21 protein-coding genes are annotated in these 26,114 nt (G+C 44.5%); 17 read left to right on the top strand and 4 right to left on the bottom strand.

The features are described 5' to 3' along the window. Positions 1-28: 28 nt before the first annotated feature. Positions 29-2,089, bottom strand: coding sequence for a transglycosylase domain-containing protein (locus ABES03_RS05345; protein WP_430115807.1), 2,061 nt, complete (start codon positions 2,087-2,089; stop codon positions 29-31). 357 nt (positions 2,090-2,446) lie between these two features. Between ABES03_RS05345 and speE the strand changes: the two genes are divergently transcribed. The 5 genes from speE (at position 2,447) to ABES03_RS05370 (ending at position 7,037) form a co-directional block, all read left to right on the top strand. Next, complete coding sequence (gene speE / locus ABES03_RS05350; protein WP_308081777.1) at positions 2,447-3,274, top strand: spermidine synthase; 828 nt, start codon at positions 2,447-2,449, stop codon at positions 3,272-3,274. Positions 3,275-3,396: 122 nt separating this feature from the next. Next, positions 3,397-4,269 (top strand): agmatinase, encoded by an 873-nt coding sequence (speB, locus tag ABES03_RS05355; protein ID WP_309857475.1) that lies wholly within the window; start codon positions 3,397-3,399, stop codon positions 4,267-4,269. Between the two features lie 208 nt (positions 4,270-4,477). Then, the gene (locus ABES03_RS05360; protein ID WP_430115809.1) at positions 4,478-4,909 is read left to right on the top strand and encodes a DUF1934 domain-containing protein; all 432 of its coding nucleotides are present in this window, start codon (positions 4,478-4,480) and stop codon (positions 4,907-4,909) included. Next, complete coding sequence (gene argS / locus ABES03_RS05365) at positions 4,881-6,551, top strand: arginine--tRNA ligase (protein WP_430115812.1); 1,671 nt, start codon at positions 4,881-4,883, stop codon at positions 6,549-6,551. Before ABES03_RS05360 ends, argS begins: the two co-directional genes overlap by 29 nt. A 306-nt stretch (positions 6,552-6,857) precedes the next feature. After that, on the top strand, positions 6,858-7,037 hold the full coding sequence (locus ABES03_RS05370; RefSeq protein ID WP_308081781.1) for an H-type small acid-soluble spore protein: 180 nt from the start codon (positions 6,858-6,860) through the stop codon (positions 7,035-7,037). A gap of 55 nt (positions 7,038-7,092) precedes the next feature. On the opposite strand, the gene uvsE is transcribed toward ABES03_RS05370, so the two are convergent. Both uvsE and cls read right to left on the bottom strand, forming a co-directional pair. Then, positions 7,093-8,049 carry a UV DNA damage repair endonuclease UvsE gene (uvsE, locus tag ABES03_RS05375; protein ID WP_430115814.1) on the bottom strand — a complete coding sequence of 319 codons (957 nt, stop codon included), beginning with the start codon at positions 8,047-8,049 and terminating at the stop codon, positions 7,093-7,095. Between the two features lie 71 nt (positions 8,050-8,120). Beyond that, the gene (cls, locus tag ABES03_RS05380) at positions 8,121-9,323 is read right to left on the bottom strand and encodes a cardiolipin synthase (RefSeq protein WP_430115816.1); all 1,203 of its coding nucleotides are present in this window, start codon (positions 9,321-9,323) and stop codon (positions 8,121-8,123) included. Positions 9,324-9,500: 177 nt separating this feature from the next. Between cls and ABES03_RS05385 the strand changes: the two genes are divergently transcribed. The 10 genes from ABES03_RS05385 (at position 9,501) to ABES03_RS05430 (ending at position 23,615) form a co-directional block, all read left to right on the top strand. After that, positions 9,501-11,612, top strand: coding sequence for a heterodisulfide reductase-related iron-sulfur binding cluster (locus ABES03_RS05385; RefSeq protein ID WP_430115819.1), 2,112 nt, complete (start codon positions 9,501-9,503; stop codon positions 11,610-11,612). A 300-nt stretch (positions 11,613-11,912) separates the two neighbouring features. Next, positions 11,913-13,100, top strand: a complete 1,188-nt coding sequence (locus tag ABES03_RS05390) for an acetyl-CoA C-acetyltransferase (RefSeq protein WP_430115821.1) — start codon at positions 11,913-11,915, stop codon at positions 13,098-13,100. Positions 13,101-13,270: 170 nt separating this feature from the next. Beyond that, a complete protein-coding gene (locus tag ABES03_RS05395; protein WP_430115823.1) occupies positions 13,271-14,122 on the top strand; it encodes a 3-hydroxybutyryl-CoA dehydrogenase in 852 nt (283 codons plus the stop codon). 111 nt (positions 14,123-14,233) lie between these two features. Beyond that, the gene (locus ABES03_RS05400; RefSeq protein WP_430115826.1) at positions 14,234-15,364 is read left to right on the top strand and encodes an acyl-CoA dehydrogenase; all 1,131 of its coding nucleotides are present in this window, start codon (positions 14,234-14,236) and stop codon (positions 15,362-15,364) included. Between the two features lie 148 nt (positions 15,365-15,512). Next, positions 15,513-16,652, top strand: a complete 1,140-nt coding sequence (locus ABES03_RS05405; protein ID WP_430115828.1) for an acyl-CoA dehydrogenase — start codon at positions 15,513-15,515, stop codon at positions 16,650-16,652. A gap of 11 nt (positions 16,653-16,663) precedes the next feature. Next, entirely contained in the window at positions 16,664-17,335 is a 672-nt protein-coding gene (locus tag ABES03_RS05410; RefSeq protein ID WP_430115831.1) for a TetR/AcrR family transcriptional regulator, read from the top strand. Positions 17,336-17,367: 32 nt separating this feature from the next. Beyond that, a complete protein-coding gene (icmF, locus tag ABES03_RS05415; RefSeq protein WP_430115834.1) occupies positions 17,368-20,616 on the top strand; it encodes a fused isobutyryl-CoA mutase/GTPase IcmF in 3,249 nt (1,082 codons plus the stop codon). 165 nt (positions 20,617-20,781) lie between these two features. Beyond that, entirely contained in the window at positions 20,782-20,979 is a 198-nt protein-coding gene (locus tag ABES03_RS05420; RefSeq protein WP_430115837.1) for a hypothetical protein, read from the top strand. A gap of 167 nt (positions 20,980-21,146) precedes the next feature. Next, complete coding sequence (gene rpoE, locus ABES03_RS05425; RefSeq protein WP_430115840.1) at positions 21,147-21,722, top strand: DNA-directed RNA polymerase subunit delta; 576 nt, start codon at positions 21,147-21,149, stop codon at positions 21,720-21,722. 297 nt (positions 21,723-22,019) lie between these two features. Continuing rightward, complete coding sequence (locus ABES03_RS05430; protein ID WP_430115843.1) at positions 22,020-23,615, top strand: CTP synthase; 1,596 nt, start codon at positions 22,020-22,022, stop codon at positions 23,613-23,615. Positions 23,616-23,822: 207 nt separating this feature from the next. On the opposite strand, the gene ABES03_RS05435 is transcribed toward ABES03_RS05430, so the two are convergent. Next, positions 23,823-24,359 (bottom strand): DUF2529 domain-containing protein, encoded by a 537-nt coding sequence (locus ABES03_RS05435; protein WP_430115846.1) that lies wholly within the window; start codon positions 24,357-24,359, stop codon positions 23,823-23,825. A gap of 192 nt (positions 24,360-24,551) precedes the next feature. Between ABES03_RS05435 and ABES03_RS05440 the strand changes: the two genes are divergently transcribed. Together ABES03_RS05440 and ABES03_RS05445 are read left to right on the top strand one after the other, a co-directional pair. After that, positions 24,552-24,923, top strand: a complete 372-nt coding sequence (locus ABES03_RS05440; RefSeq protein ID WP_309857520.1) for a response regulator — start codon at positions 24,552-24,554, stop codon at positions 24,921-24,923. Positions 24,924-25,211: 288 nt separating this feature from the next. After that, complete coding sequence (locus tag ABES03_RS05445) at positions 25,212-26,069, top strand: class II fructose-bisphosphate aldolase (RefSeq protein WP_430115849.1); 858 nt, start codon at positions 25,212-25,214, stop codon at positions 26,067-26,069. Positions 26,070-26,114: the final 45 nt, after the last annotated feature.

Raw genomic sequence — 26,114 nt, forward strand, 5'->3', positions numbered from 1 at the left:
CGGGGCTGAACAAGGCGCTTCCGCTTTTCTAACTCCACGGCATAATCTTTTTATACCAAGGAACCTTTTTATTTTCCTTCTTCTTGGAGGAATCAGGATTTTTGATATGCTCGGTACAATAGTCAGTTGGCTCCGTACCAGTAACAAAATAAGTGAAACGGCGGACGGGGCAATCCTTTGTTGCCAGCTTGCCATTTGCCGGATTCACGTAAACGCCGACGACTCCTTCTTTTGGCGGTTTAAACGCCTTGACCGGCTTTCCATCTAAAGCTTCCTCCATAAAGTTCGCCCATATTTTCTTAGCGTACGTCTTCTCTGCTACAAGCTCAAGTGGCTTCCCGATATCATACCCTGCCCATACAGCCGTCACGAGCTGTGGCGAAAAACCAATCATCCAGCTATCGGTTTCGGTAGAACCGGATTTTCCTGCATAGGGACGGGTGATGTTTTTGATTACTGTACTTCCCGTGACTTTCGCATAGCCATTTAGTTTTGGATCAAAAATCCCCGTTAGCATTTGTGTCATTACATATGCCTTGGCTGGATCTAATACCTTTTCCGTCTGATTTTCTTTTTCAAAAATGACATTGCCATTATAGTCCTCGACTCTTGTAATAAAGACTGGGTTTACACGTTTTCCACCGTTGGCAAACAGGCTGTAGGCATTAGCCATCTCGATTACCCGTACGCCAGAGGTTCCTAGCGCTAGCGACGGGACCTCTGCCATTTTTGTAGACAGACCGAACCGCTTGGTGGTCTTAATTAATGTATCTTCTCCTAAAAACAAATGAGTTTTTACAGCAAAAATATTATCAGATACAGCGAGCGCTTGAGCGAGTGTAATTTCTCCATCTGCATACTTATTATTAAAGTTATGCGGAGTATAATCCGCCTGGCCATCATCAAAATGGAAGGTTGTAAACTCACTTCTCATGGTCGAGGACGGGGTAAACCCCTGCTCAAGGGCCGCATAATATAACAAAGGCTTGATGGTCGATCCTGGCTGACGAACAGCTTGAATCGCCCTGTTAAAAGGACTTTTCTCATAGTCCCGTCCTCCAATCATGGCCCTTACATACCCGTTTTTCGGATCCATTGCGACTAAACCCACCTGTATTTCTGAGGTGCTAGCCACATATTGGTTGACTTGGCGTTCTGCTGCTTCTTGCTGGTGTAAATTAAGGGTCGTATATACCTTTAAACCGCCGAGAGCAATCGTGCGGTCATCTAAATGTAACTGATTTTTCAACGCATTTTTGACAGCATCCTGAAAATAAGGAGCAATCTTCACCTTTTGAGTCGTATGAGTGCCCACTAAGGTGAGCGGCTGTTCTGCTGCTGTTTTAGCAGTGTTCTTCGAAATGTACTTGTTTTTAACCATGCTTTGTAAAATAATATGCTGCCGAGTTTTCGCCCGCTCCATTGACGCGAGTGGAGAATAAAGGCCCGGCCCCTTTGGAATACCTGCAAGCATGCTTGCCTCTGCCAAGGTTAAGTCCTTTGCCTTTTTTCCATAATAATATTGGCTTGCGGCTTCTACACCATATGCACCGTTGCCATAGTAGATGGTATTTAAATAGCCTTCAAGAATATCCTTTTTCGAATAGTTCATTTCGAGGCGAATGGTATAGAATGCCTCATGCAGCTTACGTTTCCACGTCTTGTCGTGTTCCAAGAAGAGGTTCCTTGCATATTGCTGGGTTATGGTGCTTGCTCCCTGCACTTTGGCAAAGGCTTGAACGTCAGCAATCACGGCACCGGCAATTCGTTTGAAATCAAAGCCATGATGCTCGTAAAAATTTTTATCTTCAATTGAAACGGTCGCATTCACTAAGTCAGGTGAAATATCGTTTAATCTCACCCAGTACCGTTTTTGACCACTATTGCTTTCGCCAATCAATGTTCCATCATCTGCGAAAAATAAGGTAGATTGCGGAACCGCGAGCGGAGGTGCGCCTAATATCTTTGCGTAGGCAAGAATGCTACCAAAGATAATAAGCATGCAAATCATGCCTATCAAACTGATGATAATAAAGGCACGCAAATATTTTATGGTCTTTCGAAACCCTTGATCAGTCATGATTTCCATTGGATTCACCCCCGATTAGAAAAGCGGAAGCGCCTTGGTCAGCCCCGACAGGCAAATGTTCTTCGGCAAGAAAAGTCCGCCTTTTGACTTTTATTGCCGAAGGTTATTTGACCCGAGGGGCTAGGCGCTGGAGCTAGACATTACTCAAATTTCTATTACAAGAATTTAGATAGTAATAGTATTGAAAAAATAGAGTCTTTTTAAACATTTTTCGTATAAAAATGAAATTTTTCTTAAATTTTGCTAGACTTTTTCTTATGTTTGTAATTCAATAGTTTGGGTAGCATAAAAAATGAAGTGATTACTACGTAATCATATAAATGTATAAAAATGAGTTGAATTGAAAGGAAGATGGATATGTCAATCTGGTTTACAGAAAAGCAAACCGAGAATTTCGGAATCACAATGAAAGTAAATAAAACATTACATACAGAGCAAACAGAATTTCAAAAGTTAGATATGATCGAAACAGAAGAGTGGGGCAACATGCTTCTATTAGATGACATGGTCATGACTTCTGTTAAAGATGAGTTCGTTTACCATGAAATGGTGGCACACGTTCCTTTATTTACACATCCAAACCCTGAAAACGTACTAGTTGTTGGCGGCGGCGACGGTGGCGTAATCCGTGAAGTGTTAAAGCACCCAAGCGTAAAGAAAGCAACGCTTGTTGATATTGACGGGAAAGTTATTGAGTACTCTAAGAAATTCCTTCCAGAGATTGCTGGCAAGCTAGAGGACCCACGTGTAGACGTTCGTGTGGATGATGGCTTCATGCACATTGCGAACAGTGAAAACGAATATGACGTAATCATGGTTGACTCAACTGAACCAGTTGGTCCTGCAGTAAACTTATTCACTAAAGGCTTCTATGCTGGAATTTCTAAAGCATTAAAAGAAGACGGAATCTTCGTTGCTCAATCAGATAACCCTTGGTTCAAAGCGGACTTAATTCGCAATGTACAACGTGATGTAAAGGAAATCTTTCCAATCACTCGCCTGTATGTAGCCAACATTCCTACGTACCCAAGCGGCCTATGGGCATTTACAATCGGTTCAAAGAAATACGATCCATTAGAAGTAAGCGAAGACCGCTTCCACGAAATCGAAACAAAATACTACACAAAAGAACTACACAAAGCAGCATTCGTATTGCCTAAATTCGTTGGCGATTTAGTGAAATAATGGGGGACAAATAAGGGGGACAGTCCCCCAATGTGGTAATGCGTTAATGAGTCGGGGGACTGACCCCCGACCTGGTGATGCGTTAAAGTGATGGGGGATTGACCCCGGGAGGAGGATTTTTGATGCGTTTTGATGAGGCTTATTCGGGTAATGTGTTTATTAAGAGTCACCCGAGTTTTGAGGAGAGCCAGGTGGTTCTTTACGGTATGCCGATGGATTGGACGGTAAGTTACCGCCCGGGTTCTCGTTTCGGCCCTGCTCGTATCCGTGAGGTATCGATTGGTCTTGAGGAGTACAGTGCCTACCTTGACCGCGAGCTTGAAGAGGTTAAATATTTCGATGCGGGCGATATTCCACTTCCATTTGGAAATCCGCAGCGAAGCATTGATATGATTGAAGAATATGTAGATTCGATTCTTGCTGCAGGCAAGTTCCCACTTGGTATGGGTGGAGAGCATCTTGTTTCATGGCCGGTGATGAAGGCGATGTATAAGAAGTATCCTGATTTAGCGATCATCCATTTTGATGCACACACTGATTTGCGCGAGCATTATGAAGGTGAGCCGTTGTCGCACTCGACTCCGATTCGTAAAATTGCCGAGCATATTGGACCGAAAAATGTCTATTCTTTCGGAATTCGTTCTGGTATGAAGGAAGAATTTGAGTGGGCGAAGCAAAATGGCATGCATATTTCTAAATTTGAAGTGCTTGAGCCATTAAAAGAGATTCTTCCAACACTTGCTGGTCGTCCGGTTTATGTGACGATTGATATCGATGTATTGGATCCAGCGCACGCACCTGGAACGGGTACAGTGGATTGTGGCGGAATCACTTCTAAAGAGCTTCTTGCTTCGATCCATGCGATTGCTCGTTCCGAAGTGAACGTCGTTGGTGGGGACCTTGTTGAGGTTGCTCCAATTTACGATCCTTCTGAACAAACAGCTAACACGGCGAGCAAGTTAATCCGTGAAATGATTTTAGGATGGGTGAAATAGGTTTCCATCCAAGATAAAGTTTTTGATTGATGCCTGTCCCATTGGGGCGGGCATCTTTTGATTTGTATCGTAACAATGTTTATAATAGAAAAAGTATGCGGTGACGCGCTTATGTCAATTATGAGGACTATAACCAGTCGAAAGAACGGGTTAAAGTTCCTTTTTAAAAAAGGAAGTGCAGTTTCGTTTGTCTACTCATGAGATTCCAATGAAGATTAAGGTGAAAACGACGATTGAGCAGGACGGGGACAAGGAAAGCTTTGAGTTGATGGTGTTTGGCCGTTATCTTGAGAAGGATGGTGCCTCGTTTCTTAAATATGAGGAAGTGCAGGATGAAGGCAGTGTTCGCACGATTGTGAAGGTGGCGGATGAGGACGCATTGATATTACGAGGCGGTGCGGTGAAGATGCGGCTGCCGTTTCGGTTGAATAAGGTACTTCGGGGAAGTTATGAGATGCCGTTTGGTGTGTTTGAAACGTTGACGATGACTAAAAGGTTGGAGCATTCGTTTGAAAATGGCCAAGGCTTGATTGATATATTGTATGATTTTAAGATGCAGGGTTCGCCCGGTGGTACATATCGATTAGAAATTACCTTTGAGGAGGATGGAAATGAATATAGTAGAGTTGACGCAGAGTAAGATCAAGGAAGAGATTCGGGCGGCCGTTTTGAAGGCAGAGCTTGCGACGGAGGATCAGATTCCTGATGTAATCCTGGAGATTCCAAAAGATAAGTCGCATGGCGATTATTCCACGAATATGGCGATGCAGCTGGCTCGTGTGGCGAAGAAGGCGCCGCGGATGATTGCGGAAGCGTTGGTTGAGCATTTCGACCGTTCAAAGGCATCAATTGAAAAAATTGAGCTCGCGGGACCAGGGTTTATCAATTTTTATATGAATAATGCGTATTTAACGGACTTGATTCCAACAGTGCTTAAGGCTGGTGAAAAGTACGGGGAATCTACGGTTGGCGGTGGCCAAAAGATTCAGGTGGAGTTTGTTTCGGCGAATCCAACGGGGGATTTACACCTTGGACATGCTCGTGGTGCGGCTGTTGGGGATTCGCTGTGCAATGTGTTAGCTAAGGCGGGCTATGCGGTTTCTAGGGAATATTATATTAATGATGCAGGTAACCAGATTAACAATCTAGCGAAGTCTGTTGAGGCTCGTTATTTCCAGGCGCTTGGTATGGATAAGGAAATGCCGGAGGACGGCTATCATGGTGCGGATATTGTGGGCATTGGGCAGGCGCTGGCGGATGAGTTTGGCGATAAGTATGTGAATGTGGCCGAGGAGGAGCGTTTTGATTTTTTCCGTGAGTACGGCTTGAAGTTTGAAATGGCAAAGTTGAAGAAGGACCTTGAGGATTTCCGCGTGGGCTTTGATGTGTGGTATTCTGAGACGTCTCTTTATAAGAATGGAAAAATCGATGAGGCGTTGGACGCGTTACGTGCAACTGGCTATATCTATGAGGAAGATGGCGCGACTTGGCTTCGTTCAATGGATTTCGGTGATGATAAGAACCGCGTGTTGATTAAGCAGGACGGGTCTTATACGTATTTGACGCCGGATATTGCGTATCATAAGGACAAGTTGGACCGCGGGTTTGAAAAGTTGATTAACATTTGGGGTGCGGACCACCACGGCTATATTCCTCGTATGAAGGCGGCGCTTCAGGCATTGGGCTATGACCGTGATACGCTTGAAGTGGAAATCATTCAGCTTGTTCATCTGTATAAGAACGGGGAAAAGATGAAGATGAGTAAGCGTACCGGTAAGGCTGTCACGATGCGTGATTTGGTGGATGAGGTCGGCCTCGATGCGACTCGTTATTTCTTTGCGATGCGCAGCTCGGATACGCATATGGACTTTGATTTGGATTTAGCGGTGTCTGAGTCAAATGAAAATCCGGTTTATTATGCGCAATATGCGCATGCTCGTATTTCTAGTATCTTGCGTTCAGGGGAAGAGCAGGGTGTGAAGGTGGATGAGGCGGCTGATTTTTCATTGGTGTCGTCTGAGAAAGAGATGGATTTATTGAAGAAGGTTGGTGAGTTCCCGGCGGCTGTTGGGGAAGCTGCGGTGAAGCGTATGCCGCACCGCATCACTAATTATATTTTTGATTTAGCGTCCACGTTCCACAGCTTTTATAATGCGGAGAAGGTGCTGGATCTTGACAATGTTGAGCGGACGAAGGCACGCCTTGCGTTGGTGAGAGCGGTGCAGATTACGTTGAAGAATGCTTTGGCATTGATCGGTGTATCGGCTCCAGAGAAAATGTAATTGTTTTTTTGAAAGTGGCTCCCTGATTTGGGGGCCATTTTTTGTTTTTTGGTGTTTGGCGAGTAAAATCGAAAAATGACGAGTAAATTGTGAAAGTTGACGAGTAAAACGTGGAAATTGACGAGTAAATTTAAAAAATGACGAGTAAACCTCAAAAGTAGACAAGTAAATTGAAGAAATGAGTAAATCCTTGTCTTGGAGAAAGGAAAACGGGACATTATTCCACGGAAAAGTCCAAATAAATGAATATCATCCAAAAAATTGCAGATAGTAATAGAGAATTATGAGTGAGGAGTGACCGAACGCATGAATGTTGGAAGAGCAAAGGAAATTATGGAATCAGCTGATATGATTAACGTGACGTACGATGGAACACCCGTGATTATTCAAAACGTGGATGAGACCACCAGAATGGCACGGATTTATTCCAGGAAAGACCCTGAGAACGAAAGAGACGTGCCTGTTTTAAATCTTATAGAGGAATAAAACGGGGACAGTCCCCCAGTGCGTTAAAGCTTTACTACGCCGGGGGACTGTCCCCTTAGTTTATTTCAATCGTCCCCCCACTAACCCGCTTATAGCCTCGCAGTTTACTCAAATCCTCGATGAGTTTTAGTGCTGCTTGGTCTTTGGACTTGGCTTCAATCATGAAATCTACATCCTGACCGGACTCCTTCACCAGCTGTAAAAAAGGCATAATGAATTCCGGATCCACAAAATCCGCATGAGAGCGGAATTCCTTTTCCGTTTTGGGAGATGAGATATGAATTTTGGGAATATGAGGCACATGCTCCCATGTCCGGACAATCCGTGGCCATAGCTCCTCTAACGGCGTTTCGGACAGGTTCGCCATATGATGGTGATAGTCAAACACCAAGGGAATGGTTTCTTTTTCACAGACCACTAGAGTTTCTTCTGCGGTATAGGTCTTATCATCATTTTCTAACGTCATGACCTGTTTAACATGGGTCGGCAGGGTGGTTAAGTTTTGATGAAAACGAATCAAAGCCTCCTGTTTGTCCCCATAGGCCCCACCGATATGTATATTAATCAAGCCTCTATCGGCAATCCCCATTGCTTCAAACATTTGATAATGATAGCTCATATCGATGACCGCATTCTCGGTGATGGTCTTTTTGGGAGAGGTAAACAAAGTAAATTGATTCGGATGAAAGCTGACCCGCAGGTGATTGTTCCGAACCAATTCGCCAAGCTCTTCCCACTCCTTTTTGAAGGGGGTGGTAAAGTCCCAGCGCACCTCTGGATGGGTGGCGAGGGGGACAATCGAGCTAGACATCCGGTATACTTCAATTTCATGAGCAAGATTGAAATACAGCATTCGTTTCGTGTGTTCTATATTTTGCCTCGTCACATCCAGCAGCTTTTCTGTGCGCTCCTCAGGGCTATGTTGCTGATAACGGGTGTAAGTGAGAGTTTTAGCTGGAGAAGCATCCCATAAAGTAATGGCAGTCGATACATAGCCAAAACGAATTTTCATAGCAGTAGCTCCATTCTGGGGACAGTCCCCCATTGCTTTAATACGTTACTACGCCGGGGGACTGTCCCCCCTCATAGGAAAAAAGCGATCAAACGGGCAAAACTCTCTTTCAGTGACCGTAATGGATTGGGTTTGTTCAGGACTCCTAGAGTCAGCAGCGCGGAGTCTTTGATATCTTTTTCGATTACTTCCTTTACACGCTTGATAAAGGAAGGGTCATAGATATAACAGTTAATTTCCTTGTTTAAGAAGAAGCTGCGGTTATCGAAATTAGCGGTGCCGATGTCGCAAATCGTATCGTCAATCACCATTGTTTTTGCATGATAGAACCCATTCTTATATTGATAAATGAGCGCTCCTTTTTTCAGCAGCTCACGTAAATAACGATAGGATCCTTCCTGAACAAGCATATGGTCAGCAGTATATGGAATAACAACCGTAAGCGACACGCCGCGGCTAATCGCTTGAAGTAGTTCCTTCATGACTCGTGTACTTGGTACAAAATAGGGACTTCCAATAAGTATGGAATGTCGGGCCTTTTGAATCACTTGGACGAATTTTTCCTCTAGTATGCCAGCCTCGGTTGGAACGAGCTGATGGCGAACAGGACCTTTAGAAAGTGGAGGGAAATAGCCCGTTTGATGCTGGAGATCTTCACCCCCATACTCCTCCCAGTCGATCAAAAACTCACTTTGTAACGAATGAACACTTTCACCAAGTATTTTTAAATGGTAATCACGCCAGGGGCTAAGCTTCGGGTCTTGGTCGATGTATTCCTTCCCAATATTAAACCCGCCAACATAGCCGATTTTCCCGTCGATAATAGAAATTTTACGGTGATTGCGGATTTGAGAGGAGTAAAAAGGAAAAGGCAGCTTAATGCGGTTGCTATAAGCAAATTTGACTCCCGCCTCTTTAAGGGCTCTCACCGTTGATGCCTTGATCCTCCAACTGCCAAGGCGATCAACCAACAGCCGTACTTCCACACCTTGTCGTGCTTTTTCTTTTAAAAGAGTGAGAAATTCCTGGCCGAACTGGTCATCTTTGACAATATAAAAGAGCACATGAACATGCTTCGTGGCTTGATGGATTTCCCGGAAATAATCAGCGAATAATTCCTTTCCATGGGTAAAAATATCCACATGACCATGGAGAATGCTTGTTTCCATATAACTGACAATAGAAAGATGCTTCTTTCGTCCTAATCTAAAATCTAATACGAGCCATATAATGATGAGTAGTAGTAGTGCGCTTAAACAGATGGCCAAGCTCATGTAGAATCTTTCCCCCAATCGGTTTCATTAGTGTTTCCGAACCGGTTCAATTCTATAAGTCGAACGAATTTTGCAAAAATTGGTTGACTGAATGCTCATTCATAATATAATAGAGGTATGATAGAGTTCAGAAAATTTATTATTTTCTTGTAAGAACAGGGGAAAGGGGCGTTAGTAATGAATGGTCTTTTGTGGATTAACCTCATTGCATTTTTACTTGTAACCGCTTACGCAATCAGCCTATTTGTTTATGTGGTTAAGACTCGGATTGAATTTATTAAGTTGGGGAAAAAGGTCGAGTTTGATAACAATGTCAAAGAGCGGCTCCAAAAAATTTGGGTCAATGTGTTTGGCCAGAAAAAGCTGTTAAAGGATAAAAAGAGCGGCGCTATTCACGTCATGTTCTTTTATGGATTTATTCTCGTTCAATTTGGTGCCATCGATTTTATTTGGAAAGGGCTTGTCCCAGGTTCACACCTGCCACTTGGACCACTATACGCAGGGTTTACTTTTTTCCAGGAAATCGTCACACTGACGATCCTCGTTGCGGTGATTTGGGCTTTTTACCGCCGCTATGTGGAAAAATTAGTTCGTTTGAAGCGCAATTTTAAATCTGGGCTTGTCCTATTGTTTATCGGCGGCCTTATGGTTTCCGTGTTGGTTGGGAATGGAATGGGCATCATCTGGCACGGGGAAGAGGCGTCATGGACTGAGCCGGTAGCTTCTCTGATTGCAATGGGCTTTTCATGGATAGGTGAGACTGCCTCCATCGCCATTTTTTATGTGGCATGGTGGATGCACTTATTGTTCTTATTAACATTCTTAGTGTACGTTCCGCAATCCAAACACGCTCACTTACTTGCTGGACCGGCAAACGTTTATTTTAACCGCTTAGAAAAACCAGGTAAGCTGAAGAAAGTAGATTTTGAAGACGAAACACAAGAGTCCTTTGGGGTTGGAAAAATCGAAGACTTTACGCAACACCAAATGATTGATTTTTATGCCTGTGTAGAATGTGGCCGCTGTACCAATATGTGTCCGGCAACTGGAACAGGTAAAATGCTGTCTCCAATGGACTTAATTGTGAAAATGCGTGACCATTTGACCAATTATGGGGCATCGGTAACCTCGAAACAGCCATGGGTTCCTACATTTGCTTTTTCCAATACAAAAGGAAACCAAATTGCTTTAGCTGCGGCAGGTCAAGGTGCAGAAGAAACGGCTGCTGCGCTCGCGTACAGTCCAAGCTTGATTGGTGAGGTCATCACCGAAGAAGAAATCTGGGCGTGTACAACGTGCCGTAACTGTGAAGATCAATGTCCAGTTATGAACGAGCACGTGGATAAAATAATCGACCTTCGTCGTTATTTAGTGTTAACAGAAGGAAAAATGGATGCCGATGCACAGCGCGCGATGACGAATATCGAACGTCAGGGCAATCCTTGGGGCTTAAACCGTAAAGAGCGCGAAAGCTGGCGTGAGGTTCGCGAGGATGTCGAGATTCCAACTGTCAAAGAAATGAACAAGAAGGGCGAAGAATTTGAATACCTCTTCTGGGTTGGTTCCATGGGATCTTACGATAACCGTAGCCAAAAAATTGCTCTATCCTTTGCGAAGTTGATGAACGAGGCCGGCGTGAAGTTTGCCATTTTAGGCAACAAAGAGAAAAACTCCGGCGATACACCACGTCGTCTAGGAAATGAATTCTTGTTCCAGGAGCTGGCGACGAAAAACATTGAAGAATTTGAAAAGGCTGAAGTGAAGAAAATCGTTACGATTGATCCTCATGCCTATAATATTTTCAAAAATGAGTACCCTGATTTCGGATTACAGGCAGAAGTTTACCACCATACAGAGGTTCTATATGAGTTGGTCCGTGATGGACGCTTGGTTCCGAAGCATGCGGTCAATGAAAAAATTACTTTCCATGATTCTTGCTACTTAGGTCGTTACAATGATGTCTATGATCCACCACGTGAAATCTTAAAATCGATTCCTGGTGTACAGCTGGTGGAGATGGAACGCAACAGAGAAACAGGCATGTGCTGTGGCGCGGGTGGCGGCTTGATGTGGATGGAGGAAGAAACCGGCCATCGTATTAACGTGAGCCGTACAGAGCAAGCGCTTGCTGTTAATCCTTCTGTCATCAGTTCGGGCTGTCCATACTGCTTAACGATGCTGTCAGATGGAACAAAGGCTAAAGAAGTGGAAGAAAAAATAGCAACATACGATGTGGCTGAGTTACTTGAAAAAGCGGTTTGTGGAGAGGTTAAAGAAATCGCTTCGTAAGTGTGGTTAGCAATGAGTTAGAATAGCAAAGGTTGAGATTTTCATTCAAAATTTTAGAATTTTGTGTAAAACATTTCAACTTTTGCTATTTTTTATGTAAAATAAAAGATAAGAGTAAAACGCTTACATTTCCTTTTTGTTTGATGTGTTGATGTACGTGGGCAGTGAGTTTTTAATTAAACGATTCGGCTTGCGTTATTTTTTGAGATTTTTTCGAGCGAGCGTTCAGTCGCCGAAAAAAACCTGGGCATTTTTATGAAAATATAAGACTGAATATTGGGAAAAGGGAGAGTGTTTTGAATGGGGAAAACGGTTATTTTGAACGGAGTAAGAACGCCTTTTGGAAAACTTGGGGGTGCACTAAGCAGCTTCACGGCGTCACAGCTTGGGGGTATAGCGGTGAAAGAGGCGTTGGTTCGCGCAGGCGTTAAGGGTGAAGAGGTAGGGGAAGTCATCCTTGGAACGGTTTTGCAAGGGGGCCAAGGACAAATTCCATCGCGCCAGGCAGCTCGTCACGCCGGTTTGCCGTGGGAAGTGAAAACGGAAACGATTAATAAGGTGTGTGCGTCAGGGATGCGCAGTGTGACGTTGGCCGACCAAATCATTCGCGCGGGCGATGAGGAAGTGATTGTGGCAGGCGGAATGGAATCGATGAGTAACGCTCCATACATTTTACCGAAGGCAAGATGGGGCTTTAGAATGGGCGATTCACAAGTGAAGGATCTCATGATTCATGACGGCTTGAGCTGCAGCTTTACGGGTGTTCACATGGGCACTTATGGCAATTCAACGGCGGCAGAAATGGAGATTTCTCGTGAGGCACAGGATGAGTGGGCGTTACGAAGCCATGTGAGGGCGCTTGAGGCGATTGAGAGTGGGAAGTTAGCAGAGGAAATCGTATCGGTAGAAGTGCCGCAGCGAAAAGGGGAGCCGCTTGTTGTATCTACTGACGAGGGACCGCGTAAGGATACTTCGTTAGAACGCCTTGCTAAATTGGCACCAGTATTCAATTCAACGGGGACGATTACGGCGGGGAACGCGCCAGGGGTGAATGACGGTGCGGCTGCCCTCGTGTTGATGAGTGAGGAGCGCGCGGCTCGTGAAGGTCGTGAAGTTGGAGCGGTGATTCTAGGCCATGCGGCTGTCGCAGTTGAAGCAAAGGATTTCCCGCAGACACCGGGCCTTGTTATCAATGAGATTTTAAGGAAGACAGGCAAAAGCTTGGAGGAAATTGACTTATTTGAAATCAATGAGGCCTTTGCAGCAGTTGCGTTGGCAAGTGAGAAAATTGCCGGGCTGGATCCGGAAAAGGTCAATGTGAATGGCGGTGCTGTCGCACTGGGGCATCCAATTGGCGCAAGCGGTGCGCGGATTATCATCACGTTGATGCATGAATTGAAGCGTCGCGGCGGCGGAATTGGAATTGCAGCCATTTGCAGTGGCGGTGGCCAGGGCGATGCGGTAATGATTGAGGTGCCGAGAGGGTAGGCTTTACTGGCTGATAGTGTAGTGTGGTTTTACTGTCGGATAACGTGGACTTTCTGTCGCATAAGGTAACGTAACTGTCGCATAACACCAGTTTACTGGCGGAAGGACATTTTTTCATAAAAAAAGGGGGCTGGGGTTCGTGTAGCGGCCCCCGATATGGAGGGGAAAACATGAAGGTTTCGAAGGTAATGGTAATTGGTGCAGGGCAAATGGGCTCAGGGATCGCCCAGGTTTGTGCTCAAGCAGGATATAACGTGTTGTTAAATGACTTAAAGCCTGAATTTGTGGAACGTGGCTTAGGGGTCATCAATAAAAACCTTTCCCGCAACGTCGATAAAGGGAGAATGACCGAGGAGCAAAAGCAGGATGTGCTGACAAGACTTACTGTTTCAACAGATCTAACCGATGCCGCTGGCGTTGACCTCGTCATTGAGGCGGCCGTTGAAAATATGGAAATCAAAACAAAAATCTTTGCACAGTTAGATGAAATTGCGCAGGCCCATACAATTTTAGCGAGCAATACTTCGTCCCTGCCAATCACTGAGATCGCTGCAGCAACGAAGCGTCCGGAAAAGGTCATCGGCATGCATTTTATGAATCCAGTGCCTGTGATGAAGTTGGTTGAGATTATCCGCGGCTTGGCAACAGCGGATGAAGTCTATCAAGTAATTGAAGATATGACAAAAACGTTAAGCAAAGTGCCTGTAGAAGTAAATGACTTCCCTGGCTTTGTTTCGAACCGTATCCTTATGCCAATGATCAATGAAGCTATTTTTACATTATATGAAGGCGTGGCAACGAAGGAAGCGATTGATGAGGTCATGAAGCTCGGCATGAATCACCCGATGGGGCCGTTAACATTAGCTGACTTTATTGGGTTAGATACCTGCCTGTACATTATGGAGACACTCCATGAAGGCTTCGGCGACGACAAATACCGCCCATGTCCATTGCTTCGTAAGTATGTAAAAGCAGGCTGGCTGGGCAAGAAAACAGGCCGTGGATTCTACACGTACGAATAGGAACGGAATCGATTTTTAAACATATAGACAAAAACCAGGTGGGTCACTGCGATACATACACTTCGTGATCTCCCCTGGCAACTGAATCCACCTCAAAAAGGGGAGAGACAAATGAATCTGACATTCACAGAAGAACAAGAAATGATGCGAAAAATGGTCCGTGATTTTGCGAACAGCGAAATCGCTCCATTCGTCGAAAATATGGAAAAAGGAGAGTTCCCGCGGGAGATTCTCCGCAAAATGGGTGAGCTTGGTTTGATGGGAATTCCAGTACCTGAAAAATACGGCGGGGCTGAAATGGATTTCACCTCCTACATTATTGCCATCAATGAAATCTCGAAGGTAAGTGCCACGCTGGGCGTCATTTTATCGGTGCATACGTCGGTTGGTACGAACCCGATTCTTTATTTTGGAACAGAAGAACAGAAGCAAAGGTATGTGCCGAAGCTTGCTTCAGGTGAATACTTAGGGGCTTTTTGCTTAACCGAGCCGAGCGCTGGTTCAGATGCAGCGAGCTTGAAGTCTCGTGCGGTCAAAAAGGGTGACCATTACGTCATCAACGGCTCGAAGGTATTCATTACGAATGGCGGTGAGGCGGACATTTACATTGTGTTTGCTACTACTGAGCCGAAATTAGGCACAAAAGGCATCGCTGCTTTTATTGTTGAAAAAAATACCCCTGGTCTGATCATCGGGAAGGATGAACACAAAATGGGGTTACGTGGTTCGAGGACCGTACAACTTACGTTCGAAGATATGCGTGTTCCAGTGGAGAACCTTCTTGGCAATGAGAGTGAAGGCTTTAAAATTGCTATGGCGAACCTTGAGGTCGGCCGCATCGGCATCGCCACCCAGGCGCTTGGTATAGCAGAGGCCGCACTGTCTGCCGCAACGAACTACGCGAAGGAGCGTCACCAGTTTGGTAAGCCAATCGCCGCTCAGCAGGGAATTGGCTTTAAACTGGCTGATATGGCGACGAGTGTGGAGGCTGCGAAACTATTAGTCTATCGCGCAGCTGATTTGCGAACCCGTGGAGTGAAATGCGGAATGGAAGCATCGATGGCAAAGCTGTTTGCCACTCGAACAGCAGTAGAGGTAGCGACCGAAGCCATCCAAGTGTTTGGCGGCTACGGTTATACAGAGGATTACCCAGTAGAGCGCTATTTCCGCGATGCGAAGGTAACGGAGATTTATGAGGGTACGAGCGAGATACAGCGGATTGTGATTAGTAAGTATTTGTAGATAATAATGGATTTTGTGTAGATATCTGATCAAATTGTGTAGATAAACTAAAAAATGTGTAGATATCCGGCCAAAACGTGTAGATAAATTTCTAAAGTGTGTAGATAAATCCAAAAAACATGTAGATATCCTAAAGGAGGACCTGAAAATGAACTTTAAGTTAACCGAAGAACATGAAATGATCCGGAAAATGGTTCGTGATTTTGCTAGAAACGAAGTGGCACCGACTGCCGCTGAGCGTGACGAGGAAGAGCGCTTTGACCGGGAGATTTTTGACAAAATGGCGGAGCTTGGCTTAACGGGAATTCCATGGCCGGAAGAGTACGGCGGCATCGGCAGTGACTATTTGGCTTACTGTATCGCGGTTGAAGAACTTTCCCGCGTCTGTGCATCCACAGGGGTTACCCTATCTGCACACACATCTCTTGCTGGCTGGCCAATCTTCAAATTCGGCAGCGAAGAGCAGAAACAAACGTATCTTCGTCCGATGGCAGAAGGAAGCAAGATTGGGGCGTACGGCTTAACAGAGCCTGGCAGCGGTTCGGATGCAGGCGGAATGAGAACAACGGCTCGCTTAGAAGGGGACCATTACGTCCTAAATGGCTCTAAAATTTTCATCACTAACGGCGGCATCGCTGATATCTATGTGGTTTTTGCACTAACCGATCCGTCCAGCAAACAAAAAGGTACAACAGCTTTTATAGTTGAGAAAGACTTCCCAGGCTTCTCTGTTGGTAAAAAGGAAAAGAAACTCGGCATCCGTTCGTCACCAACGACTGAAATTATTTTCGAAGATTGCAAGGTTCCAGTTGCCAATCGACTTGGCGAAGAAGGCGACGGCTTTAAAATTGCTATGATGACACTGGATGGAGGCCGTAACGGAATCGCGGCGCAAGCGGTAGGTATTGCGCAAGGCGCGTTGGATGCAGCGGTTGACTATGCAAAAGAACGCCAGCAGTTCGGTAAACCAATTGCAGCACAGCAGGGAATCAGCTTTAAGCTAGCTGACATGGCGACTGGAGTTGAAGCTGCAAGACTATTAACCTATCAAGCAGCATGGTTGGAGTCTAAGGGTCTTCCATACGGAAAAGAGTCTGCGATGTCTAAATTATTTGCGGGTGACACAGCGATGAAGGTGACAACCGAAGCAGTTCAAGTGTTTGGCGGCTACGGCTATACAAAGGATTATCCAGTAGAGCGTTTCATGCGTGATGCTAAAATCACTCAAATTTACGAAGGTACACAAGAAATTCAACGACTCGTTATTTCACGAATGATTACGAAATAAGGAGGCTAAGGATGAAAAAGCGGGAAGTACAGGCTTCGGTCAAGGATGAGCGCTTGGTGCAGAAGCGGCGCGATCAGATGATCAAGGGGGCCGTGACACTTTTTAAACAAAAGGGGTTTCACCGGACGACGACGAGGGAAATTGCGAAGGCAGCGGGCTTTAGCATTGGGACGCTGTATGAATACATTCGCACAAAAGAGGATGTTCTCTATTTAGTATGTGACAGCATTTATGATCATGTAAGTGACCGTCTTCAGAAGGACTTGGCCCTGAAAAAAGGGACATTAGAAAGCTTGAAGCTTGGGATTGCCAACTTTTTTCAGGTCATGGATGAAATGCAGGCGGAAGTGCTCGTGATGTATCAGGAAGTGAAGTCCTTGTCTAAGGATGCCCTTCCGTATGTGTTGAAAAAAGAGATGGAAATGGTGGCTATGTTTGAAAATCTGCTCGCGCGTTGCGTGGAAAACGGGGAATTGACGCTGACGGAAAAGCAGGTAGAACTGATTGCCCATAACATCTTTGTTCAGGGGCAAATGTGGGGCTTCCGCCGCTGGGCGCTTAGAAAATTATTTACGCTCGAGGAGTACATTGATTTGCAGACCGAGATTTTGTTAGCGGGGATTGGCGGCGATGTCACGTCTGCCGACAAACGTCTGGAAAAGGAAACGAATCGCGAACGATAAATAGAGTTCATTTTTCAAAAAGGGGGAGTACAATGGGAACTTATCAGCCTAAGCATCATATCCGGTTTGTGACGGCGTCGAGTTTGTTTGATGGGCATGATGCTTCGATTAATATTATGAGGCGAATTCTTCAGGCGAGTGGGGCGGAGGTTATTCACCTTGGGCATAACCGTTCGGTGGAGGAGGTCGTGAACGCGGCGATTCAAGAGGATGTGCAGGGGATTGCGATTTCTTCTTATCAAGGCGGACATGTTGAATACTTTAAATATATGTATGACCTGTTAAAGGAAAAGGGTGCACCGCATATTCGCATTTATGGCGGTGGGGGCGGTGTGATCATTCCGCGGGAAATTGATGAGCTTCACGCGTATGGAATTGCGCGCATTTTTTCACCAGAGGACGGTCGTTTGCTTGGGTTACAGGGCATGATTGACCGAATGATTCAGGAGTGCGATTTTTCAACGGTTGACATGGATGCGGCTGAGCAAATTGAAAAGCTTCCTACTGGGGATGTAAATGCGATTGCTAAGTTGATTACGTTAGCCGAGCTTCATGTCGATAAAAAGAATGAAGCGGCTGCTGCTGCTGAGCAGGTGCTGGAGCAAGTGAAGTCGCTAGAGAAGGCAATTCCAGTGGTCGGAATTACGGGAACAGGCGGTGCTGGAAAAAGTTCGCTGACGGATGAATTAATCCGCCGCTTTATCAATGAACTCCCTGATAAGAAGGTCGCGATTCTTAGTGTTGATCCTACGAAGCAAAAAACGGGCGGTGCCTTGCTTGGGGACCGGATTCGCATGAATGCGATTTTCTCTCCGAATGTGTATATGCGAAGCCTTGCCACACGACGCTCGAAAAACGAGTTGTCGCTTGCAATTAAAGATGCGGTTGCGGTGACGAAAGCGGCAGGCTTTGACCTGGTAATCGTGGAAACGAGTGGAATCGGCCAGGGTGACGCGGAAATCACGGAAATTTGTGATGTTTCTATGTACGTTATGACGAGTGAATTCGGTGCACCTTCCCAGCTTGAAAAAATTGATATGATTGATTTTGCTGACTTAATTGTTATCAATAAATTTGAGCGCAAGGGCTCAGAGGATGCCAAGCGCCAGGTACAGAAGCAGTACCAGCGCAGCCATATGCTATTTGAAAAAGATCCATCAGAAATGCCGGTGTACGGAACGATTGCGAGTCAGTTTAATGATCCAGGCACGAACGCGCTGTTTGCGGCATTAGTGGAAAAAATAAATGAAAGAATGGCTTCGGATTGGGTGACTTCTTTTACTAAGAGTGCTGTGGTGGAAAAGCAAAACGTCATTATTCCAACTGACCGCCGTTATTATTTAAGAGAGATTTCTGAAACAGTAAGGGGCTACCATAAGAAGGCGGAAGAGCAAGCGAATATTGCCCGGAAATTATTCCAGCTAGAAGGCGCAATTGCTGCCGTTCAAGATCAACCTGAGGTTGTGGCCGCGTTAGAAGCTGTGAAGCAGGAAACCGAAGCGCTTTTGACACCTGAGTCGAAAAAGATTCTTGATACGTGGGAAAAAACGAAGGAAGCATATTCTGGCGACCAGTTTGTCACACGAATCCGCGATAAAGAAATTATTACGGTGTTAAGATCGAAGAGTTTATCAGGACTTGATATTCCGAAGGTGGCTTTACCAAGGTATAAGGATTACGGGGAAATTCTCCGCTGGATGTACCAGGAAAATGTACCGGGTTCTTTCCCATATACGGCAGGAGTGTTCCCGTTCAAGCGTGAGGGAGAGGATCCGAAGCGCCAGTTTGCCGGAGAAGGCACACCGGAACGGACGAACCGCCGTTTCCACTATTTATCGAAGGATGATGAGGCAAAGCGCTTAAGTACGGCGTTTGACTCGGTAACGTTGTACGGGGAGGACCCGGATTACCGCCCAGATATTTATGGGAAAGTCGGCGAGAGCGGCGTCAGCGTTTGTACGTTAGATGATATGAAAAAGCTGTATGATGGCTTTGATTTATGCCATCCTTCGACTTCCGTTTCGATGACGATTAATGGGCCGGCGCCGATAATTTTGGCGATGTTTATGAATACGGCGATTGACCAGCAGGTGAAGCGCAAAGAAGAGGAACTTGGCCGCGTGTTAACGGTCGAAGAATTTGCTGAGGTTCGTGCCTATACGTTACGGACCGTTCGCGGTACGGTTCAGGCGGATATTTTAAAAGAAGATCAAGGGCAAAACACGTGTATTTTCTCAACGGAATTTGCACTTCGGATGATGGGCGATATTCAGCAATATTTCATTGACCATCAAGTGCGAAACTATTATTCGGTTTCGATTTCAGGCTATCATATTGCGGAAGCGGGAGCGAATCCGATTTCGCAGCTGGCGTTTACGCTTTCGAATGGATTCACCTATGTGGAATATTATTTAAGCCGTGGCATGAAGATTGATGATTTTGCACCAAACCTATCGTTCTTCTTCTCTAACGGATTGGACCCGGAGTATACGGTGATTGGCCGTGTGGCGCGCCGTATTTGGGCAACCGTGATGCGTGATAAGTATGGTGCAAATGAGAGAAGCCAGAAGCTGAAGTACCATGTTCAGACGTCAGGGCGTTCATTGCATGCGCAAGAAATCGATTTTAATGATATCCGCACAACGCTTCAGGCGTTAATGGCATTGCAAGATAATTGTAATTCCCTTCATACGAATGCATATGATGAGGCGATTACAACTCCGACAGAGGAATCTGTTCGCCGCGCGATGGCGATTCAGATGATTATTACGAAAGAGCATGGCTTAACGAAAAATGAGAATCCGCTACAAGGCTCGTTTATCGTTGAAGAGTTGACGGAGTTGGTTGAGGAAGCGGTGCTGCAGGAGTTTGAGCGTTTGAATGATCGCGGCGGCGTGCTTGGTTCGATGGAAACGCAATATCAACGTGGAAAGATTCAGGATGAATCGATGTTCTATGAGATGAAGAAGCATACCGGAGAGTTGCCGATTATTGGGGTGAACACGTATTTGAATCCGAATCCTCCATCTGAGGAAGAGGTCAACAATATGGAATTGGCGCGGGCAACCACGGAGGAAAAGGAATTGCAGATTCATAATTTGCGTTCCTTCCAAGAGGCGCATGCGGACAAAGCGGCAGATGCGTTAAAGCGGTTAAAAGAAGCAGCGGTCTCAGGCGGCAACATTTTTGATGAATTAATGGAAACCGTCCAAGTCGCAAGCCTCGGCCAAATCACACGTGCATTATACGAAGTCGGCGGGCAGTATCGCCGTAATATGTGAAAATAGGGTGTCAGGCACCATGTGAAACGTTCACAAAGGTGCCTGACACCAATCTTTGTTTTTATGGAAAAAATTTTTTTGGTACGAGATATTAAATTAAAGCGTTATCTTATATAATCAAACTAGTGTAAAAAACTTCTAAGAGATGCAGGCAGGTGAGTGTAGATGAAGGTTAGTCACATATTATTAATTTTAATTGTATTTGCCTGGCCATTAAACTATCTCTATCAGCGTCAATTAGGAGCCATCTCGTTTCTTCTGCTGGCCATTTTCTTTTTAGTAATCTCTATTAAAGAAACAAAAAGGCTCAAAGGGCAGAATAATAGTGGAGATTCTAAGACGAATCGGGAAAAAATCAAGTGAAACAATCGCTAGAAACTAGCATAAACGGGAAGAATTTGTTTATAATGGAGAATATGTCTTTAAAGCGGAAAGGCGGATGCGGCTTGAACCCTGAGGGGCAAGGTGTTGAAGCTGGACTAGAAACGCCCGTTAATCACTCCTACAAGAGTGTTAAATAGAGAAAGGAAGTGCCAAAATTGAGTTTAGCACAATACTCAAAAGAGGAATTACAAGAGTTATCCCTCATAGAAATGGCTCACGAATACTTAAAAAATAGCAAGCAGCCAATCACTTTCAATGAATTAGTTAAAGAAATCACAAATGCTGTAGGTATGTCTCAAGAGGAAATTCGCTCAAGACTTGCACAGTTTTATACGGACATGAATATCGATGGCCGCTTCCTCTCATTAGGAGAAAATCGTTGGGGACTTCGCGTATGGTATCCAGTTGATACGGCGGAAGAAGAAGTAGTAACTGCGGTTAAGCCGAAGAAGAAGAAGGCGAAGAAGGTTGTTGACGAGGACGAAATTGAAGATTTCGATGAAATCGATGAGGAAGAGTATGATGAAATCGATGACTTCGCCGATGAGGATGATCTTCTTGATGATGACGACGATCTAGAAATTGATGAAGATGAAGATTTAGAGCTTGATGAAGACGTCATTGAAGAAGATGAATTCGAGCTAGATGAAGATGAAGACTTAGATGAAGACCTTGATGAGGAAGAAGAAGTTTTTGACGAGGAAGAAGACGAAGACTTGTAAACAGCTTGACTTTTTTTACTCGCCCTTGTATTATCTTTTTTGGGCTCCTTAAAAAAGGACAAATCAATCTTTACTTATATGCGCTCCCTATTGGGGCGCTTTTTATTTTTTAAAAAACTCCCGTAATATGGAGTTTTTTCGTTTTTTAGTCTATAGGATAGGTAAGTAATTCATGACGATTGACGAACCCAACGGCCTTGATGGATGACGGTTTCATTCAGCAGGCCAAAATATTTTTTATGAAAAATCCTAAACAGACTGAATAATGGTCAAACTGTAAATAAGGGGGAATTTTTAATGACAAAGTATATTTTTGTAACCGGTGGTGTGGTGTCATCACTCGGAAAGGGTATTACTGCTGCTTCTTTAGGGCGCTTATTGAAAAATCGGGGTTTGAACGTGACCATCCAAAAATTTGACCCGTATATTAACGTGGACCCAGGAACGATGAGTCCTTACCAGCACGGCGAAGTATTCGTTACGGGTGACGGCGCGGAAACGGATCTAGACCTTGGCCACTATGAGCGTTTCATTGACATCAACTTAAACAAGTACAGCAATGTGACAACAGGAAAAATCTATTCAACGGTTTTACGTAAAGAACGCCGCGGCGACTATTTAGGTGCGACGGTTCAGGTTATCCCGCACATTACGAATGAAATTAAAGAGCGCTGCCTACGTGCCGGTAATGAAACAAATGCCGATGTGGTCATTACTGAAATCGGTGGTACTGTTGGTGATATTGAATCCCTGCCATTCCTTGAAGCAATTCGTCAGATGAAGAGTGACATTGGCAGTGACAATGTTATGTACATTCACTGTACCCTAATTCCGTACATAAAAGCGGCGGGTGAGATGAAGACGAAGCCAACACAACACAGTGTAAAAGAGCTTCGTAGCTTGGGAATCCAGCCAAATATTATTGTTGTTCGTACGGAAATGCCTGTTTCACAGGACATGAAGGATAAGATTGCTTTATTCTGTGATATTGACGCCAAGGCTGTTATTGAATGTCAGGATGCAGACACACTTTATTCCATTCCACTTGCCCTTCAAGAGCAAAACATGGACCAAATTGTGTGTGATCATTTGAAGCTACAGACGAAGGAAGCGGAAATGACCGAGTGGAAACAGCTTGTTGACCGCGTTCTTAACCTTTCCAACAAGACTCGTATTGGTCTTGTCGGAAAATATGTTGAGCTCCAGGATGCTTATATTTCAGTTGTTGAAGCAATGAAGCATGCCGGATATGCGTTTGATTCAGAAGTAGAAATTAAATGGATCAATGCAGAGCATGTAACTCGTGAGAATGTGGCGGAGCTGTTGGCTGATGTAGATGGCGTATTAGTGCCTGGTGGATTCGGCGATCGTGGTGTGGAAGGGAAAATTGAAGCGACTCGCTATGCCCGTGAGCAGAAGAAACCGTTCCTTGGCATTTGCTTAGGCATGCAGTTAGCTACAATTGAATTTGCACGTAACGTTCTTGGTTACAGTGATGCACATTCTGCTGAGTTTGTTCCGGAAACAGCTCATCCGATCATTGATTTACTACCAGAACAAAAGGATGTAGAGGATTTAGGCGGTACATTGCGATTAGGTCTGTATCCTTGCCGTTTGGGAGAAGGAACGAAAGCGTTCGAGGCGTATGATGATGAGGTTGTTTACGAGCGTCACCGCCACCGTTATGAATTTAACAATCATTACCGTCAAGAAATGGAAGCACAAGGCTTTATTTTCTCAGGTACTAGCCCTGATGGTCGTTTAGTGGAAATTATCGAGCTTGCCGATCACCCGTGGTTTGTGGCGTCTCAGTTCCATCCAGAATTTGTGTCCAGACCAACGCGTCCGCAGCCGTTGTTCCGTGACTTTATTAAAGCTTCTTTGCAAAAATAATTGTTTGTTAGGCCAGTTTCCTTTTTGTGGGGGACTGGTCTTTTTTTAGTGTGTAATTTCCATATAATGTATAATTGTGCAAAACACCTTAAAATGGCACAAAACTAGATGAAAATGGCACAAAGCCAACTCAAAATGGCACAAAACCCACCAAAAACGGCACAAAACCTGAAAAGCAACAAAAAAACGACCCCAACCCGGGGCCGTTTACTCAAAATATTCCGCTAAAATCTCATCTATGGTAAATTTTAATCCGAAATAGACGTACAAGGCTGCCATCGACGACGGATAACCGAAGCGATTTCCCAAATCATCTGGCAACAGTCCTTTTTTCAACCGTAAATCAATATGTACATCCGCCAATTCCGTTAAGTCCCCAGCACCAGCTTCCTCGGATGAAACCGTAGAAACAGCTACAAATGGGATGCCTTTATCCTGCAAAGCCATAGCAACAGCGACCGCTGCTTCGTCCGAGAAAGTCCGCGTAAAAAGAACGGCTCGGTCCGCGTCAGTAAGCTGGTCAACCTCAGCAAGAGTCAGCACCTTCGCCCCCTTCAAGGGCTCTGCTCCTTCTAATGCCTCGAACTCAACGGCCTTCATTTCAGCCCCACCAAAAATATATATAGAACCATCGCCAACAGGTGCTTGGGCCAGCAGTCGGGCACCATCCTCGAATGCAAATTCTTCTTTTTCCTCGATCCGCTTGAACAAGCCTGTTAATTGGGTAGTAAACATTTTTAACATAGTAACCCTCCTTATCACGCCTCCTATTATAGACTTTTTTACCATAATGTAAAATTAGGTAATAATTACCATAAAAATCCGTGCCATACTAGCTAAATACAAGAAGGAGAATGACAACCTCTGTCGAATACGTATAAAGATATGTATAGATAAAGGAATCAACATAAAATAACCAAGGAAGAGGTGGAAGGTATGAAAGAGAAAATTTTAATTGTAGACGACCAATTTGGCATTCGAATTTTGCTAAATGAGGTGTTCCAAAAGGAAGGATACCAGACATTTCAAGCAGCGAACGGCGTTCAGGCATTGGACATCGTTACCAAGCATGCCCCGGATCTTGTACTTCTTGATATGAAAATCCCAGGAATGGACGGAATTGAAATTTTAAAACGAATGAAAGTAATTGATCCAGAGATTCGCGTGATTATCATGACCGCCTATGGTGAATTAGATATGATTCAAGAGGCCAAGGATCTTGGTGCAATTACACATTTCGCAAAGCCGTTTGATATTGACGATATCCGTGCAGCTGTTCGAAAACATATCCCGCAAAAAACGAACTAAATATTTCAAAATGAGGCATCGAAAAGAATGCCTTTTTTTATAAAAAAACAATCGATTGACGTGGTGAAAACGCTTGCTGTTACTTGGGTGCGCTTTCATTATGACAGTTTACAAAACTGGTGGTTGTTTAATAGCATTTCTTTATTTCTTTTGATATGATACATATGAATCTTAACAGGAAGAACATCATTTTTCGGAGAATACATAAACACCTTATGAGAGGGAAACCTTTAATATGGAAAGCCGTCTTTCGAAAAGGAGTTCAACCTAATTTAAGGAGGAAAAGAAATGCCTTTAGTTTCAATGACAGAAATGCTTAACAAAGCGAAAGCAGAAGGCTACGCAGTTGGGCAATTTAACCTTAATAACCTAGAATTCACACAAGCGATTCTTCAAGCTGCTGAAGCAGAAAAATCACCAGTTATCCTTGGTGTATCTGAAGGTGCAGCACGTTATATGTCAGGCTTCAAAACTGTTGTAAAAATGGTTGAGGGCTTAATGGAAGATTTAAAAATCACTGTACCAGTGGCTATTCACCTTGACCACGGTTCAAGCTTTGATAAATGTAAAGAAGCAATCGATGCTGGCTTCACATCTGTTATGATCGATGCATCACACCATGCATTTGAAGAAAACATTGAAATTACTACTAAAGTAGTTGAGTATGCACATTCAAAAGGTGTTTCTGTAGAAGCTGAATTAGGAACAGTTGGCGGACAGGAAGACGATGTTGTAGCAGAAGGCGTTATTTACGCAGATCCAAAAGAGTGTGAAGAACTTGTTAAGCGCACAGGTATTGACTGCCTTGCACCTGCATTAGGTTCTGTACACGGTCCTTACAAAGGCGAACCAAACCTTGGTTTTGCTGAAATGGAGGAAATCGGAAAGATTACTGGTCTTCCATTAGTACTTCACGGTGGAACTGGTATCCCAACAAAGGATATCCAACGTTCAGTTTCTCTTGGAACAGCTAAAATCAACGTGAACACTGAAAACCAAATCGCATCAGCGAAAGCGGTACGTGAAACACTTGCTGCTAAACCAAATGAATACGATCCACGTAAATATTTAGGACCAGCTCGCGATGTAATTAAAGAAACTGTAATCGGCAAAATGCGCGAATTCGGTTCTTCAGGCAGAGCGTAATAAAAAAAGCCGTTTTTTGGCACTTTTTGTTGGTTGCTCAACTAT

Origin of the sequence: Neobacillus rhizosphaerae (assembly GCF_050477885.1) — a bacterium.
GTDB classification, from domain to species: domain Bacteria; phylum Bacillota; class Bacilli; order Bacillales; family Cytobacillaceae; genus Neobacillus; species Neobacillus rhizosphaerae_A.